12 protein-coding genes are annotated in these 14,685 nt (G+C 71.8%); 10 read left to right on the top strand and 2 right to left on the bottom strand.

All coding sequences use genetic code 11. The annotated features are described in order from the left end of the window. The first annotated feature begins 119 nt into the window (after positions 1 to 119). From ABTY40_RS22215 to ABTY40_RS22175, 9 genes are all read left to right on the top strand, one after another. Positions 120 to 962 carry a TrmH family RNA methyltransferase gene (locus tag ABTY40_RS22215; protein ID WP_345282359.1) on the top strand — a complete coding sequence of 281 codons (843 nt, stop codon included), beginning with the start codon at positions 120 to 122 and terminating at the stop codon, positions 960 to 962. A 100-nt stretch (positions 963 to 1,062) separates the two neighbouring features. Then, complete coding sequence (locus ABTY40_RS22210; protein WP_352061121.1) at positions 1,063 to 2,274, top strand: sensor histidine kinase; 1,212 nt, start codon at positions 1,063 to 1,065, stop codon at positions 2,272 to 2,274. 158 nt (positions 2,275 to 2,432) lie between these two features. Continuing rightward, complete coding sequence (gene pheS / locus ABTY40_RS22205) at positions 2,433 to 3,560, top strand: phenylalanine--tRNA ligase subunit alpha (RefSeq protein ID WP_352061120.1); 1,128 nt, start codon at positions 2,433 to 2,435, stop codon at positions 3,558 to 3,560. Then, complete coding sequence (gene pheT / locus ABTY40_RS22200) at positions 3,560 to 6,088, top strand: phenylalanine--tRNA ligase subunit beta (RefSeq protein WP_352061119.1); 2,529 nt, start codon at positions 3,560 to 3,562, stop codon at positions 6,086 to 6,088. The genes pheS and pheT overlap by 1 nt, the downstream gene beginning before the upstream one ends. Positions 6,089 to 6,315: 227 nt before the next feature. After that, positions 6,316 to 6,822, top strand: coding sequence for a HEPN domain-containing protein (locus ABTY40_RS22195; RefSeq protein WP_352061118.1), 507 nt, complete (start codon positions 6,316 to 6,318; stop codon positions 6,820 to 6,822). A 23-nt stretch (positions 6,823 to 6,845) separates the two neighbouring features. Then, positions 6,846 to 8,483 (top strand): ATP-binding protein, encoded by a 1,638-nt coding sequence (locus ABTY40_RS22190; RefSeq protein ID WP_352061117.1) that lies wholly within the window; start codon positions 6,846 to 6,848, stop codon positions 8,481 to 8,483. A 165-nt stretch (positions 8,484 to 8,648) separates the two neighbouring features. Beyond that, positions 8,649 to 9,716 carry a PP2C family protein-serine/threonine phosphatase gene (locus tag ABTY40_RS22185; protein WP_352061116.1) on the top strand — a complete coding sequence of 356 codons (1,068 nt, stop codon included), beginning with the start codon at positions 8,649 to 8,651 and terminating at the stop codon, positions 9,714 to 9,716. Between the two features lie 276 nt (positions 9,717 to 9,992). Beyond that, entirely contained in the window at positions 9,993 to 11,333 is a 1,341-nt protein-coding gene (locus tag ABTY40_RS22180) for an NsdA family TPR-like regulatory protein (RefSeq protein WP_352061115.1), read from the top strand. A 62-nt stretch (positions 11,334 to 11,395) separates the two neighbouring features. Beyond that, positions 11,396 to 11,926: an NUDIX hydrolase gene (locus tag ABTY40_RS22175; RefSeq protein WP_352061114.1), complete on the top strand. Its 531-nt coding sequence runs from the start codon at positions 11,396 to 11,398 to the stop codon at positions 11,924 to 11,926. Between the two features lie 113 nt (positions 11,927 to 12,039). On the opposite strand, the gene ABTY40_RS22170 is transcribed toward ABTY40_RS22175, so the two are convergent. Continuing rightward, the gene (locus ABTY40_RS22170) at positions 12,040 to 12,900 is read right to left on the bottom strand and encodes a 3-hydroxybutyryl-CoA dehydrogenase (RefSeq protein ID WP_352061113.1); all 861 of its coding nucleotides are present in this window, start codon (positions 12,898 to 12,900) and stop codon (positions 12,040 to 12,042) included. Between the two features lie 168 nt (positions 12,901 to 13,068). Between ABTY40_RS22170 and ABTY40_RS22165 the strand changes: the two genes are divergently transcribed. Further along, positions 13,069 to 14,403: a glycoside hydrolase family 10-like protein gene (locus ABTY40_RS22165; RefSeq protein WP_502990639.1), complete on the top strand. Its 1,335-nt coding sequence runs from the start codon at positions 13,069 to 13,071 to the stop codon at positions 14,401 to 14,403. 29 nt (positions 14,404 to 14,432) lie between these two features. Here ABTY40_RS22165 and ABTY40_RS22160 read toward each other — a convergent pair whose 3' ends face one another. Next, complete coding sequence (locus tag ABTY40_RS22160; RefSeq protein WP_345282341.1) at positions 14,433 to 14,630, bottom strand: DUF1918 domain-containing protein; 198 nt, start codon at positions 14,628 to 14,630, stop codon at positions 14,433 to 14,435. Positions 14,631 to 14,685: the final 55 nt, after the last annotated feature.

Genomic DNA, 14,685 nt, shown 5'->3' with positions numbered 1-14,685 from the left:
GCCGGCCGCCACCGCCCCGGCCCGGCCGCCGTCGGGGCCGCCGCCCGCACCCGCCCCGCCCCGGCCCGCCGTTCCCGGACTCCCCGGAGCCGGACCCGAAGAGAGAACCGCCGCACCCCATGGTCACCCCCGAGCTGATCTCCCCGCGTTCCCCGCGCGTCGTCGCCGCCCGGCGGCTCGCCAAGCGCAACTTCCGGGGCAAGGACCGCCTCTTCATCGCCGAGGGCCCCCAGGCCGTCCGCGAGGCCGTCGAGCACCGCGGCACCACCGGCGAGCCGACCCTCGTCGAACTCTTCACCACCGTCGAGGCCGCCGAGCGCTACAGCGCCATCGTCGAGGCCGCCCGCGCCGCCGGGGCCCGTGTGCACCACGCCTCCGACGCCGTCCTCGCCGAGGTCTCCCAGACCGTCACCCCGCAGGGCCTCGTCGGCGTCTGCCGCTTCCTGGACTCCCCGTTCGAGGAGATCCTCGCCGCCCGGCCGAAGCTCGTCGCCGTCCTCGCCCACGTCCGCGACCCCGGGAACGCCGGCACCGTCCTGCGCTGCGCCGACGCCGCCGGCGCCGACGCGGTCGTCCTCACCGACGCCTCCGTCGACCTGTACAACCCGAAGTCCGTCCGCGCCTCCGTCGGCTCCCTCTTCCACCTGCCCGTCGCGGTCGGCGTCCCCGTCGAGCAGGCCGTCGCCGGACTCAAGGAGGCGGGCGTACGGATCCTCGCCGCCGACGGGGCCGGCGAGCACGACCTGGACGACGAGCTCGACGCCGGCACCATGGGCGGCCCCACCGCCTGGGTCTTCGGCAACGAGGCCTGGGGACTGCCCGAGGAGACCCGGGCGCTCGCCGACGCCGTCGTCCGCGTCCCCATCCACGGCAAGGCCGAGAGCCTCAACCTGGCCACCGCCGCCGCCGTCTGCCTGTACGCCTCCGCGCGCGCCCAGCGACCCCGCGGCCCCCGCGCCTGACACCGCCTTCCGTGACCCCGGGGCTCCGCTCCGTCGCCCTCGGCCAGTAGAGTGACGCACTCGGGGCCCACTGCGAGCAGCACGGAGGGGTGGGGACGGGATGACGGTCGGTACGGACAGTCCCGCGGACGCGGGGGGAGCCCCGCCGCACGCCCCGAAAGGCCCCGGCCCGGACACCGGCGGGCCCGCCGGGACCGCCCGGGCGGCCGGAGCGGCCCTGCCGGAGCAGGCGCGGGAGCGGACACCGGGCGGGTCCTTCGCCGGGCTGCACCCCGACGACCTCCCCGACGGACTCGTCGTCGCCGACGAACACGGCCGCGTCATCTGCTTCAACGCCGCCGCCACCCGCATCACCGCCGTCCCCGCCGACCGGGCCCTCGGCATGCCGCTCGACCGGGCCCTGCCCCTGGAAGACCTCAAGGGCCGCCGCTGGTGGACCCTGACCGACCCGTACGGGGGCCTCGCGACCCGGCGCGGCCAGCCCGAACGCAACCTGCTGCTCCCCGGCGGCCGTGAGGTCCTCGTCTCCGCGCGGTACGTCCGCGAGCGGCCCACCGGTCCCGTCCGCCGGGTCGTGGTCTGTCTGCGCGGCACCGACGCCCGCCGCCGCAACGAACGCAGCCACGCCGAGCTCATCGCGACCGTCGCCCACGAGCTCCGCTCCCCGCTCACCTCCGTGAAGGGCTTCACCGCCACCCTGCTCGGCAAGTGGGAACGGTTCACCGACGACCAGAAGCGGCTGATGCTGGAGACCGTCGACGCCGACGCGGGCCGCATCAAGCGGCTCATCGCCGAGCTCCTCGACATCTCCCGGATCGACTCCGGCCGCCTCGAAGTACGCCGCCAGCCCGTCGACATCGCCGCCGCCGTCGGCCGCCACGTCCAGGTGCACACCACCGGCGGCCAGTCGCCCGACCGCTTCTTCGTCCGAATCCGGCCGGGGCTCCCGCCGCTCTGGGCCGACCCCGACAAGATCGACCAGGTCCTCGGGAACCTCCTGGAAAATGCGGTGCGGCACGGCGAGGGAACCGTCACCATCGAGGTGGCACCCACCACGGCGGGCGACGGCGGAGAAGAGGGGACGGAGGTCACCGTGAGCGACGAGGGCCCCGGCATCCCCGAGGAGTCGATGAGCCGTGTCTTCACCCGTTTCTGGCGAGGCAGCAAGCGCGGCGGCACCGGTCTCGGCCTCTACATCGTCAAGGGCATCGTCGAGGCCCACGGCGGCACCATCACCGTCGGACGCGGCCCCCGCGGCGGGGCCGAGTTCCGATTTACCCTGCCCGTCGGCACCCCGGCGCACCTCCTCTGACGTCTCACCTGACGAGACCGTACGAGGTCGGAAGCCGCCCGGGCCGCCCACGGGCTCATACGCGTCCCCGCGCCCCGTTAGACTCGACCTTTGGCACGTTTGCGCCCTTGTCGTCGAGCGGGGTCGCCCCAGCCAGCCAAACGGAAGCACGGGAAGAGATGTCGGCACCCAATAAGTCGTACGACCCGGTCGAGGTCGAGGCCTTGAAACCGGAAGAGATCGAGCGCATGCGGGACGAGGCGCTCGCCGCCTTCGCGGCCGCAGGCGACCTCGACGCGCTCGCGCACGCGAAGACCGCCCACACCGGCGGAACCTCCCCGCTGGCGCTCGCCAACCGGGAGATCGGCGCCCTGCCCCCGCAGGCCAAGGCCGCCGCCGGCAAGCTCGTGGGCCAGGCCCGCGGCGCCGTGTCCAAGGCCCTCGCCGCCCGCCAGGCCGAGCTGGAGGCCGAGCGCGACGCCCGCGTCCTGGTCGAGGAGGCGGTGGACGTCACCCTTCCGTACGACCGCGTCCCGGCCGGCGCCCGCCACCCGCTCACCACCCTGATGGAGCGCGTCTCCGACGTCTTCGTCTCGATGGGCTACGAGATCGCCGAAGGGCCCGAGGTCGAGGCGGAGTGGTTCAACTTCGACGCCCTCAACTTCGTGCCCGACCACCCGGCGCGCCAGACGCAGGACACCTTCTTCGTCCAGGGGCCGGAAGGCACCACCGGCGACGAGTCCGGCGTCGTCCTGCGCACCCACACCTCGCCGGTCCAGGCCCGCACCCTCATCGACCGGGAGCCCCCGGTCTACGTGGTGTGCCCCGGCCGCGTCTACCGCACCGACGAGCTCGACGCCACGCACACCCCGGTCTTCCACCAGATCGAGCTGCTCGCCGTCGACGAGGGCCTCACCATGGCCGACCTCAAGGGCACCCTCGACCACATGGTCCAGGCGCTCTTCGGCCCGGACATGAAGACCCGGCTCCGCCCGAACTTCTTCCCGTTCACCGAGCCGTCCGCCGAGATGGACATGCTCTGCTACGTCTGCCGCGGCGAGTCCGTCGGCAACCCGGACCGCCCCTGCCGCACCTGCGGCAGCGAGGGCTGGATCGAGCTCGGCGGCTGCGGCATGGTCAACCCGAAGGTGCTCGTCGCCTGCGGTGTGGACCCCGAGAAGTACAGCGGATTCGCCTTCGGGTTCGGCATCGAGCGGATGCTGATGTTCCGCCACAACGTCGAAGACATGCGAGACATGGTCGAGGGTGACGTCCGGTTCACCCGGCCGTTCGGGATGGAGATCTGATGCGGGTCCCGCTTTCTTGGCTGCGGGAGTACGTCGACCTGCCGGCGACGGAGACCGGCCGGGACGTACAGGCCAAGCTCGTTTCCGCAGGCCTCGAGGTCGAGACGGTCGAGCGGCTCGGCGCGGGCCTCACCGGCCCGCTGGTGGTCGGCAAGGTCCTCACCATCGAGGAGCTGACGGAGTTCAAGAAGCCCATCCGCTTCTGCACCGTCGACGTCGGCCCGGCCAACGGCACCGGCGAGCCCCAGGAGATCATCTGCGGCGCCCGGAACTTCGCCGAGGGCGACAAGGTCGTCGTGGCCCTGCCCGGCGCCGTGCTCCCCGGTGACTTCCGGATCGCCGAGCGCAAGACGTACGGCCGCGTCTCCCGGGGCATGATCTGCTCCGGCGACGAGCTCGGCATGGGCGACGACGGCTCGCACGGCATCATCGTGCTGCCGCCGGAGCACGAGGTCGGCACCGACGCCACCGTCCTCCTGGAGCTGTACGACGAGGTCCTCGACATCGCCGTCACCCCGGACCGCGGCTACTGCCTCTCGATGCGCGGCGTCGCCCGCGAGGCGGCCATCGCGTACGGGCTGCCGCTGCGCGACCCGGCGCTCCTCGACGTGCCCGCGCCGAACTCCTACGGCTACCCGGTCCAGATCTCCGACCCCATGGGCTGCGACCGCTTCACCGCGCGCACCGTCGTGGGCCTGGAGCCCGAGGCCCGGTCACCGATCTGGCTGCAGCGCCGCCTCCAGAAGGCCGGCATGCGCCCGATCTCGCTCGCGGTCGACGTCACCAACTACGTGATGCTGGAGCTCGGCCAGCCGCTGCACGCCTACGACCGCACGCGGCTCGACGGCCCCATCGGCGTCCGCCGCGCTGAGGCCGGCGAGAAGATCACCACCCTCGACGGCACCGTCCGCGTCCTGGACGCCGCGGACCTCGTCATCACCGACAACCGCGGCCCCATCGGCATCGCGGGCGTCATGGGCGGCGCCAACACGGAGATCGCCGACCCCGCGGCCGACCCGGAGACCGGCATCGTCTCCGGCACCACCGAGGTCGTCATCGAGGCCGCGCACTTCGACGCGATCTCGATCGCGCGCACGGCCCGTCGGCACAAGCTGTCCTCCGAGGCGTCCAAGCGCTTCGAGCGCGGTGTCGACCCGCAGGCCGCCGCCGCTGCCGCCCAGCGCTGCGTCGACCTGCTCGTGCTGCTCGCGGGCGGCACGGCCGAGGCCGGCGTCACCGAGGTCGTCGCGCCGTCCGCGCCGCGCACGATCACCATGCCGGCGAACCACCCCGACAAGGTCGCGGGCGTGGCGTACGGCCGCGAGACCGTCGTCCGCCGCCTCCAGGAGGTCGGCTGCGACGTCTACGGCCAGGACGAGCTCGTCGTCACGGTGCCCTCGTGGCGCCCCGACCTCAACGAGCCGAACGACCTCGCCGAGGAGGTCATCCGCCTGGAGGGGTACGAGAACCTCCCCTCCACGCTGCCGAAGCCGCCCGCCGGCCGCGGCCTCACCGAGCGCCAGCGCCTCCACCGGCGCGTGGGCCGCGCCCTGGCCGGCGCCGGTTACGTCGAGGCGCTGACCTACCCGTTCATCGGCGAGCAGGCCCTCGACCACCTCGGTCTCGACGAGGACGACGCCCGCCGCCGGGTCGTCACCCTGGTCAACCCGCTCTCCGACGAGGAGCCCGCGCTCCGTACGACGCTGCTCCCGGGCCTGCTCGGCGCGCTCCGCCGCAACGACAGCCGGGGCAGCCACGACCTGGCGCTGTTCGAGACGGGCCTCGTCTTCCGGCCGCAGGGCGAGCCGGGCGTCGCCGTCCGCCTGCCCGTCGACCGCCGTCCCACCGACGAGGAGATCGCCGGCGTCAACGCCGTGCTGCCCGCGCAGCCGCGCCGCGTCGCCGTCGTCCTCGCCGGTGCCCGCGAGCAGGCCGGCTGGTGGGGCAAGGGCCGCCCGTCCGACTGGGCGGACGCGGTCGAGGCCGGCCGCACGGTGGCCGCCGAGGCCGGGGTCGAGCTGCACATCAGCGCCGACCGGCACGCCCCGTGGCACCCGGGCCGCTGCGCCGCGTTCCACGTGGAGATCGACGGCGAGAAGGTCCTCGTGGGCCACGCCGGCGAACTCCACCCCCGCGTGGTGAAGGCCTTCGGCCTGCCGGCCCGGTCCTGCGCGATGGAGATGGACCTGGACCTCCTGGCCCGGGCGAACGAGGGCCCCGTCAAGGCCCCCCGCATCTCCTCCTTCCCGGTCGCCACCCAGGACGTCGCCCTGGTCGTCGCCACCGACGTCCCGGCCGCCGAGGTCGAGTCCGCGCTCCGCGAGGGCGCCGGTGAACTCCTCGAGTCGATCCGGCTGTTCGACGTCTACACCGGCGACCAGCTCGGCGAGGGCAAGAAGTCCCTGGCGTACGCCCTGAAGTTCCGCGCCCAGGACCGCACCCTCACGGTCGACGAGGCCACCGCGGCCCGCGACGCCGCGGTCACCCTGGCCTCCACCCGCACGGGAGCCACCCTCCGCGGAGCCTGACACCCCGCACCCACCCGAGGGCCGCACCGGCACACGTCCGGTGCGGCCCTCGGTCGTTTCCGCCCCTGGTCGGACCAGCAGTGATGGGACGGCATGGAGCCGCTGCAATGTGGCCAGTTTGCGGGTGCCTGTGGCCAATTCCGGACGGCCGAGCGAAAGCGACCGACCTGTGAAGTGGGACCTGATAATCTGCAGAGTTAGCTGCCAGGAGGGGAACACCCGGTACCATGCCAGTAGTCACGCCTGCCGACTTAGTCTTACTTCACATCTCGACCAGCAGTAGTGCTGCGCTCTCCGCGTTTCCGGTGGGAGGAAGGTACCCCTTTCCGGTCGCTCAGCTCATCCAGCAGGCTGTCACGGATCGTCTGCTGCTCGCGGGAGAGCATTTACGGTCCGGAGATCACCTTCTTTTTGCGGGGCAGTACAGGTCTGCCATCAGTCGCCACTACTACGCGATGTACCACGCGGCTCGCGCCATCGTCTTTGCGGAGAAGCGTGGTGACGACTTCGAGAGGCACCACATCCTCCCGAGAAATCTCCCCTCGAACCTGCCGGACAAATCGGTGCGTGAGGCAGAGCTTACAAACGCGCGCCTCTTGCGGAATCAGGCAGATTACGACGCCTACCCGGTGAGTGAATCCGAGTGGGCTGGAGATGCGCGAGCGCTTTCGGTAGCCGCGGCCAATTTCATGCAGGCGTGCCAAGATTTTGCCTCGACGAACGGTTATGTCTGATGTCGTACGTAGATTATGAATCCTTGATCGCAGAGTCGCTCGAAGAGGCGAACATCTCCATTGTCAAGGTGGATGAACGCTCCTTTCCAGGGGAGCGATGGTTCGTCGTATGGGTGAACGAAGACGCGCTGGTCACGGCGCAGAGTCTGGCCGGCTCCATCGAGCAGGCGCTGAATGCGGTCTCCGACGTGGCCAACCAGTCGATGGTCGTGACCTTCCGGCCTCATCGCGCAGAAGAGAAGAAGACGGTCGAGGCCGAGCCCAAGGGGCTCCTCTCCGGCCCCAAGGTGGATCAGCTGATCCAGTTGCTGGAAGCACGTTCGCGCACCTCCGACGCACTGCCCAGCCTCAAGTACATGGAGGACCCCCGCGCGAGCCTCGCGGCCATCGGAGCTTCCCGGCACCACCTGGTCTTCGGCCGACGCGGGGTCGGGAAGACCGCGTTGCTGCTGGAAGCCAAACGGATGGCGGAGAGGGACGGCCGCGTCACGGCTTGGATCAACGCTCATACCTTTCGGCTCCTCGACGTACCGAGTGCTTTCCTCGCGATCGCGGAAGTCACCCTCAACTCGTTGATCCAGTACGCCGGGTCCTCCCAGGGGGACTCCTATGCGCGACTGAAAGAAGTGCATACGAGGGTGTCGGGGCTTCGCGAAGGCGTCCGTTCCGGTGACGTCATTCTGGGAGAGATGGTCGCCGACCTCAACAGGTCCCTGCGAGCCATCCTCCGTGAAGGACTCGTCCGGCTCTACCTCTACATCGACGATTTCTATCTGTTCCCCGAGGAATCTCAGCCGCACCTTCTCGACTGCGTGGCCGGAATGCTGCGTGACTGCGACGGCTGGATCAAGGTAGCCAGTATCGAGCGGTTGACCCGGTCCTTCGAACCCTCGTCGAAGAGCGGCATCGAAATTCCGCATGACGCATCCAAGATCGATCTTGATGTGACCCTCGAGGATCCGGCATCGACACAACGCTTTCTCGAATCCGTTCTGGCGAATTACGCGACCACGGCCGGTCTGGCCAAGCCTTCGAGTATCGCGCAGACGGCTGCGCTGGGGCGACTCGTGCTGGCTTCCGGAGGCGTTCCGCGTGACTACTTGAATCTCTTTGCTTCGTCCATCGTCGCCGCCCGCTCGCGGACCAAGGCCCGAGAAATCGGTAGGGAGGACGTGGCCGACGCGGCGGGCAGGGCGGCGCGCAGTAAGATGAGGGACCTCGAGCAGGATGTGTCGAGTAATAGCGCGGGCAGTCTGCTGGCGGCCCTCAATGTCCTTTCGACCGCGGTTCGCGGGGCGGGGTTCACCTACTTCCGCGTCAACGTCGCGCAGAAGTCTCACTCGTTCTACGAGCTCCTGGCGCAACTTGTCGACCTGCGATTCGCCCACCTCATCCAGTCGAGCTTGTCTGACCAGCACAAGCCGGGCGTCAAGTACGAGGCCTACATCCTCGACCTGAGTCAGTATGCCGACGTCCGGTTGAAGCGGGGGTTGGCCATCCTCGATCTCAAGGACGGCAAGTGGAGCTTCCGTAGAAGCGGTAAGGCCGGCACGCAGAAGCAGCTGCCGGGCACCCTCCTCCGTGACGAGCTCAGGCGGGCGCCCGTGATCGACCTGGAAGGGCTGGCGAAGAAGGTTTCCGAGCAGATCGGTTTCTTCTGATCAGCGCTGCAAGGGCGATGTGCCAACGGATCACCCTTTCGGGTGGGGACCGGGGCTGAGGGATTCCCTACCTGCCTCCGTACGGCGAGAATCGACGCGGCCGCAGGGGCGGGCCTGTGTGCCGCAGGGCCTTCGGGCGCTGGCGGGGCTCGGGAAGGGCCGTGCATGATCCGTACCAGGTCGTTGGCCGTCGATGGCTCCCGGTTCCGCCGGCTGGCCCCCCTCGCCCTTCCCACCGCGTGGGGCGCGGTGGCCGTGGCCTGGAAGTTCGGGTGTCCGCTGGCCCGGCAGCCGGGGCTGCCCGCGCGGATCGCCACCAGTCTCGTGTTCCTGACGGTCGGTGCCGGGCTCGTGCTGGGCATCAGCCGGGGCCTGGTCCGTGAGCTGGCGCGGGTGCGGGCCGTCGCCGACGCGGCGCAGCGGGTGCTGCTGCGTCCGCCGCCCGCGCGGCTCGACGGACTGACGCTGGCGGCCGGGCAGTTGTCGGCGACCCGGGGTGCCGTGGTGGGCGGGGACCTGTACGAGGCGGTGGCCACGCCGTACGGGGTGCGGATCGTCATCGGAGACGTACGCGGGCACGGGCTCGGCGCGCTCGGGGCCGTGGTGGCGCTGCTCGGGAGTTTCCGCGAGGCCGCCCATGACGAGCCGGAACTCGCCGGTGTGCTGCGGCGGTTGGAACGGGCCCTGCGACGGCACCTGCGGGAGCGGGCGCGGGACGAGCATCCGTCGCGGGCCGGGAGCGAGCCGGAGCATCCGGTGGCCGAGGAGTTCGTGACCCTGCTGCTCCTTGAGGTGCGGGCGGACGGGCGGATCGCCGTCCTGAACTGCGGCCATCCCGCCCCGTACCGCCTCGGCCGCCGCGTCGAGCGCCTCCCCGTCGGCGAACCGCTGCCGCCGCTCGGCGCCTTCCCGCTGCCCGACGCCCTCGTGCCGTACCCCGCGCCGAAGCTGCTCCCCGGCGAGACGCTCGTGCTGCACACGGACGGTGCGGAGGAGGCCCGTGACCGGAATGGCCGGTTCTTCTCCCTGGACGAGGAACTCGGCCGGCCCTCGCGCGAGGCGCCCGCCGCCCTGGTCCGGCGGGTCCAGGCCGCGTTGCTCCGGCACACGGGCGGCCGGCTCACGGACGACGTGGCGCTGCTCGCCGTCCGCAACGACCGGCTCCGGGTGCCGGCGCAGCCCGCCGAACCCGGGCTGCGACGGCCCCGGCCGGCCCCGTCGCCCCACTGCTGAGCCGGGGGGCACGGGCCGGGCGCCGCCCGTCCCGCCACGGAGTGTCGGGCAGATCGGCGGGGCGGGCGGCGCGGACCGGGCGGCGGCACTGTACGAGGGGGAGCCGGCGGCCCGGTCGTCGTCGCCTTGCGGCGTACCTCAGTCAAGCGGTTCCGGCCGGTGCGGGGGAGCGCGCGCGGACCGGAAGAACGGGCACTTCGTTCACACCCCGTGCGAAAACGACCCGCACGAAATCGGCCACCGCTACGCTGAGTTCACCGAGCGACCGGAGGGGCCATGCAGCCCAACACCCTGCTCGACGCCCTGCTCGACGAGGCGGGCGTCTCGAACGCCGGACTCGCCGCCCGGGTGAACCGGGCCGGCCGGGCCAGGGGCCTCGCCCTGCGCTACGAACACACCGCCGTCGCCCGCTGGTTGAAGGGCCAGCGGCCGCGCGGACAGGTGCCGGACCTGATCTGTGAGGTGCTCGCCGCGCGCCTCGGCCGGCCCGTGACCCTGGACGACATCGGCCTCGGCGTGCCCGGCGGGCCGCTGCCCGCCCCCGGCTCGCCGCTCTCCGGTTTCGTGGAGCGTGCCGCCGCCCTCTGGCGCTCCGACGAGCAGCAGCGACCGCACATCGTCGCCGCCCAGGCGGTCACCGGCACCCCGGCGGTGATGCCGGTGTGGGAGTGGGAGAACCCGCCCGAGGACGTGGACGTCTCCCGCGAGGGCCGTGCGAGGGTCTCGGCGGCCGACATCGTGACGCTGAGCGCGGCCCGGGCCCACTACGAGCAGATGTATCGCAAGGCGGGCGGCATCGCGACCCGCGGCCGGATCGTCGGTTTCCTCACCGCCGAGGCCGCTCCGCTGCTGCGCGGTTCCTACGGCGACGCCCTCGGGCGCCGGCTGCACCGGGCCACGGGCGGCCTGGTGGCGGTCGCCGGCATCTGCGCGTACGACGCCGACGCCCACGGCCTCGCCCAGCGCTATTTCCACCAGGCACTGCGGCTGGCGAAGGCGAGCGGGGACCGGGCCTTCGGCGCCTATGTGATCGCGCTCCTCGTCAACCAGTCGCTGTTCACGGGGGAGTACCGGCAGGCCGTCGCCTTCGCGGAGGCGGCGCTGCGGGCCGCCGGTCCGCAGATCACCCCGGCGCTCGCGGCCGATCTGACGGCGATGCAGGCGAAGGCGTACGCACGGCTGGGCGACGCCCCCGCCGCCCTGGCCTGCATCCGGCGGGCCGAGGCGGCGGCGGAGCGGATCAGCCCGGAGGCGGAGCCGGCCGAGACCGGGTACGTCCAGCCGGGACTCGTCAACGTGCAGGCCGCCGAGGCACTCCTCAGTTTGGGTGATCTTCCGGCGGCCCACGAGCACGCCGCGGCGGCGGTGGGGGCGCCCTCCCACGACCGGGGCCGGGTGCACCGGCTCGCGATGCTGTGCCAGGTGGAGCTCCGCAGGGGCGAGTGCGACGCGGCGGCGCGTACGGCGGCGGAGATGACCGAACGGGTCCGGGGCATGGAGTCGCGGCGGCTGCGCGAGCGGCTGCGGCAGGTGCGGGACGATCTGCTCGCGAGCGGGGGCGGGGAGGCACGCGAGGCCGCGGCGCTGATCGAGGGGACGCTACGCGTTCCCCTGTGAGCCGTCGCCTGCTGCCATGAGGCCACCGAAGAAGCGCCGACCAGTCGGAAGGTGGCACCCACGTGCGGTGGACGAAACTGAGTGAACGCTCCGTCTATGAGAATCGCTGGTTCCGGGTGAACCTCGCGGACGTCGAACTTCCCGACGGCCGCCACCTGGACCACTATCTGATCCGGCTCCGCCCGGTCGCCGTCGCGACCGCCGTCAACGAGGCCGACGAGGTCCTCATGCTCTGGCGCCACCGCTTCATCACCGACAGCTGGGGCTGGGAACTGGCCGCCGGCGTCGTCGAGGACGGCGAGGACACCACGACCGCCGCCGCCCGCGAGATGGAGGAGGAGACCGGCTGGCGGCCGGGTCCCCTGCGCCACCTCCTGACCGTCGAACCCTCCAACGGCCTCACCGACGCCCGCCACCACCTCTACTGGACGGACCGCGCCACCTACACCGGACCGCCCGAGGACGCCTTCGAGTCCTCGCGTCGCGCGTGGATCCCGCTCAAACACGTGCCCGACATGGTCGCCCGGGGCCAGATCCCGGCGGCGAACATGGCCGCCGGGCTGCTCATGCTCCACCATCTCCGCCTCGGCTGACGGGCCGGCCGGGACACCGGGGGCACCCGGCGCCGGGGCTCCGGACACGCCGGACGGCCCGTACCTGTGCGGGTGTACGGGCCGTCCGGCCGGAGGGATGGTTCAGGGGACCGTCAGGAGTACGGGTAGAAGCCCGAGCCCGTCTTGCGGCCCAGCCGGCCCGCGTCCACCATGCGCTGCAGGAGCGGGGGAGCGGCGTACAGGGGCTCCTTGAACTCCGTGTACATCGAGTCGGCGATCGAGGCGATCGTGTCGAGGCCGATCAGGTCCGAGAGCTTCAGCGGGCCCATCGGGTGGGCGCAGCCGAACTCCATGCCGTTGTCGATGTCCTCGCGGCTCGCGATGCCCGACTCGAACATGCGGATGGCGGAGAGCAGGTACGGCACGAGCAGCGCGTTGACGATGAAGCCGGACCGGTCCTGCGCACGGATCGCGTGCTTGCCGAGGACCTTCTCGGCGAAGGCCTGCGCCCGGCTGATCGTGCCCTCGGAGGTGGTGAGGGCCGGGATCAGCTCGACGAGCTTCTGCACCGGGGCCGGGTTGAAGAAGTGGATGCCGATGACGTGGTCGGGGCGGGAGGTCGCCACGGCCAGCTTCACCAGCGGGATGGAGGAGGTGTTCGAGGCCAGGATGGCGTCCGGCCGGGTCAGCACCTGGTCGAGCACCTGGAAGATCTCGGTCTTGACCTGCTCGTTCTCCACGACCGCCTCGATGACGAGGTCGCGGTCGGCGAACTCCCCGAGGTCGGTGGTGAAGCTGAGGCGCCCGAGCGCCGCGTCGCGCTCCTCCTCGCTGATCTTGCCGCGTTCGGCGGCCTTCCCCAGCGAGTTGTAGAGCCGCGTACGGCCGATCTCCAGCGCCTCGCCGGTCGTCTCGGCGACCTTCACCTCAAGCCCGCTACGGGCACACACCTCCGCGATGCCTGCGCCCATCTGGCCGCAGCCCACCACTCCGACGCGCTCAATGTCGGCCATGGAGTCCGTCACCTCGTGCCTCTCGCTCTCTCTGCGGCGGGCCCGTGTGATTCCGGTGCGTCCGCCTCGACCCCACGACGTTACTCCGATTCGCACGATGATCGATCGTCGGGGAGGCGGGCATGCTGTCCGGGAAGGTGTGACGTATCCGACACAAGAGGGGTACAAGTGCGGCCTATCGGCAGAAGAGGGTTCGTGACCGGTGCCACAGCGGCGGCGCTCACCGTGACGGGTGCCACGGCGGCGGGCGGAACGCCGGGCGCGGGAAGAGTCACGTCGGGCGGCGCGCCCGTCCCGTCCGGCCTCGGGGAAGGAGCCGCTCCGGGCGCGCGGGCGGCGGACCCGCCGGACGTACGGAGGTGGCCCTTCCGGGCGCCCGAGTTCCGGGGCGTGTGGGTGGCGACCGTCGCCAACCGCGACTGGCCGTCCCGGACGGGGCTGCCCGCCGCCGAGCAGCGCGCCGAACTGCTCGCCCACCTCGACCGGGCGGTCGAACGCCGCCTCAACACGGTCGTGCTCCAGGTCCGCCCGACCGCCGACGCCCTGTGGCCCTCGCCCTACGAGCCCTGGGCCCAGTGCCTCACCGGCACCCAGGGCAGGGACCCCGGCTGGGACCCGCTGGGCACCGCCGTCGAGGAGGCCCACGCGCGCGGCCTGCAGCTGCACGCCTGGTTCAACCCCTACCGGGTGGCGAACCACACCGACCCCGCCCGGCTCGTCCCCGGCCACCCGGCGCGCCTCCACCCGGAGTGGGTGCTGGCCTACGGCGGAAAGCTCTACTACGACCCCGGGCAGCCGGAGGTCCGCCGCTTCGTACAGGACGCGATGCTGGACGCGGTACGGCGCTACGACATCGACGCCGTCCACTGGGACGACTACTTCTACCCGTACCCCGTGGCCGGCCAGACCTTCGGCGACGACGAGACGTACGCGCGCTACGGCGGCGGCTTCCGCGACAAGGCGTCCTGGCGGCGGAACAACATCGATCTGCTGGTCTCCGAGACCGCCGCGCGCATCAAGGGGATCAAGAAGGACGTGGCCTTCGGGATCAGCCCGTTCGGGGTCTGGCGGAACGCCGCCACCGACCCGGCGGGCTCGGACACCAGCACCGGCGTCCAGACGTACGACGACCTGTACGCGGACACGCGCAAGTGGATCCGGGAGGGCTGGATCGACCACGTGGTGCCCCAGCTCTACTGGCACATCGGGCAGTCCGGCGCCGACTACGCGAAGCTGGTGCCGTGGTGGGCGGGCGTGGTGAGGGGCACCGGCGTGGGCCTGTACATCGGCGAGGCCCTGTACAAGGCGGGGGATCCGGCGCAGGCGAGGGCCTGGCAGGACCGGACGGAACTGTCACGGCACCTGACGCTCGCCGACGGGCACCCGGAGGTCGGCGGCCACTGCTTCTTCGCGGCGCGCGAGGTCACGGCGGACCGGATCGGGGCGATGGCCACCGTGGTGGCCGACCACTACCCGACCCGGGTGCGTGCGCCGCGCCGCTGACGGCGCGCCGGCCGTGACGGCCCCGGTCCTCAGACGGGACGTTCCGGATGGCGTACGACGGTGTCGGGGCCCGGCGACATGAGGGCCTCGTGGCCGTCGTCGTCGAACTTCACGCGGTACGGGGGAGTTCCGTTCTCCCCCAGTACCTGCAGAACCTCGGCCGTACGGTCGTGCTGACCGACCGTACGGCCGTGCACCAGCAGTTTGTCGCCCACGCGCGCCTGCATCGGGGACCTCCTCGCGGCCGGGGCTTCGTCCGGGGTGTGTCTCTCTCACGGGAGT

The sequence above is a fragment of the Streptomyces sp. NPDC126503 genome (assembly GCF_040302405.1).
In the GTDB taxonomy this organism is placed as follows: Bacteria; Actinomycetota; Actinomycetes; order Streptomycetales; family Streptomycetaceae; genus Streptomyces; species Streptomyces gulbargensis.
Note: the sequence above shows the minus strand (reverse complement) of the source record. Positions and strands in the feature narration are given on the sequence as shown.

Coding starts and splice junctions, on each gene's coding strand:
- ABTY40_RS22210 (WP_352061121.1), top strand. CDS start 1,063: ATGACGGTCGGTACGGACAGTCCCGCGGACGCGGGGGGAGCCCCGCCG.
- ABTY40_RS22180 (WP_352061115.1), top strand. CDS start 9,993: ATGCAGCCCAACACCCTGCTCGACGCCCTGCTCGACGAGGCGGGCGTC.
- ABTY40_RS22160 (WP_345282341.1), bottom strand. CDS start 14,630: ATGCAGGCGCGCGTGGGCGACAAACTGCTGGTGCACGGCCGTACGGTC.
- ABTY40_RS22215 (WP_345282359.1), top strand. CDS start 120: ATGGTCACCCCCGAGCTGATCTCCCCGCGTTCCCCGCGCGTCGTCGCC.
- pheS (WP_352061120.1), top strand. CDS start 2,433: ATGTCGGCACCCAATAAGTCGTACGACCCGGTCGAGGTCGAGGCCTTG.
- ABTY40_RS22195 (WP_352061118.1), top strand. CDS start 6,316: ATGCCAGTAGTCACGCCTGCCGACTTAGTCTTACTTCACATCTCGACC.
- ABTY40_RS22185 (WP_352061116.1), top strand. CDS start 8,649: ATGATCCGTACCAGGTCGTTGGCCGTCGATGGCTCCCGGTTCCGCCGG.
- pheT (WP_352061119.1), top strand. CDS start 3,560: ATGCGGGTCCCGCTTTCTTGGCTGCGGGAGTACGTCGACCTGCCGGCG.
- ABTY40_RS22170 (WP_352061113.1), bottom strand. CDS start 12,900: ATGGCCGACATTGAGCGCGTCGGAGTGGTGGGCTGCGGCCAGATGGGC.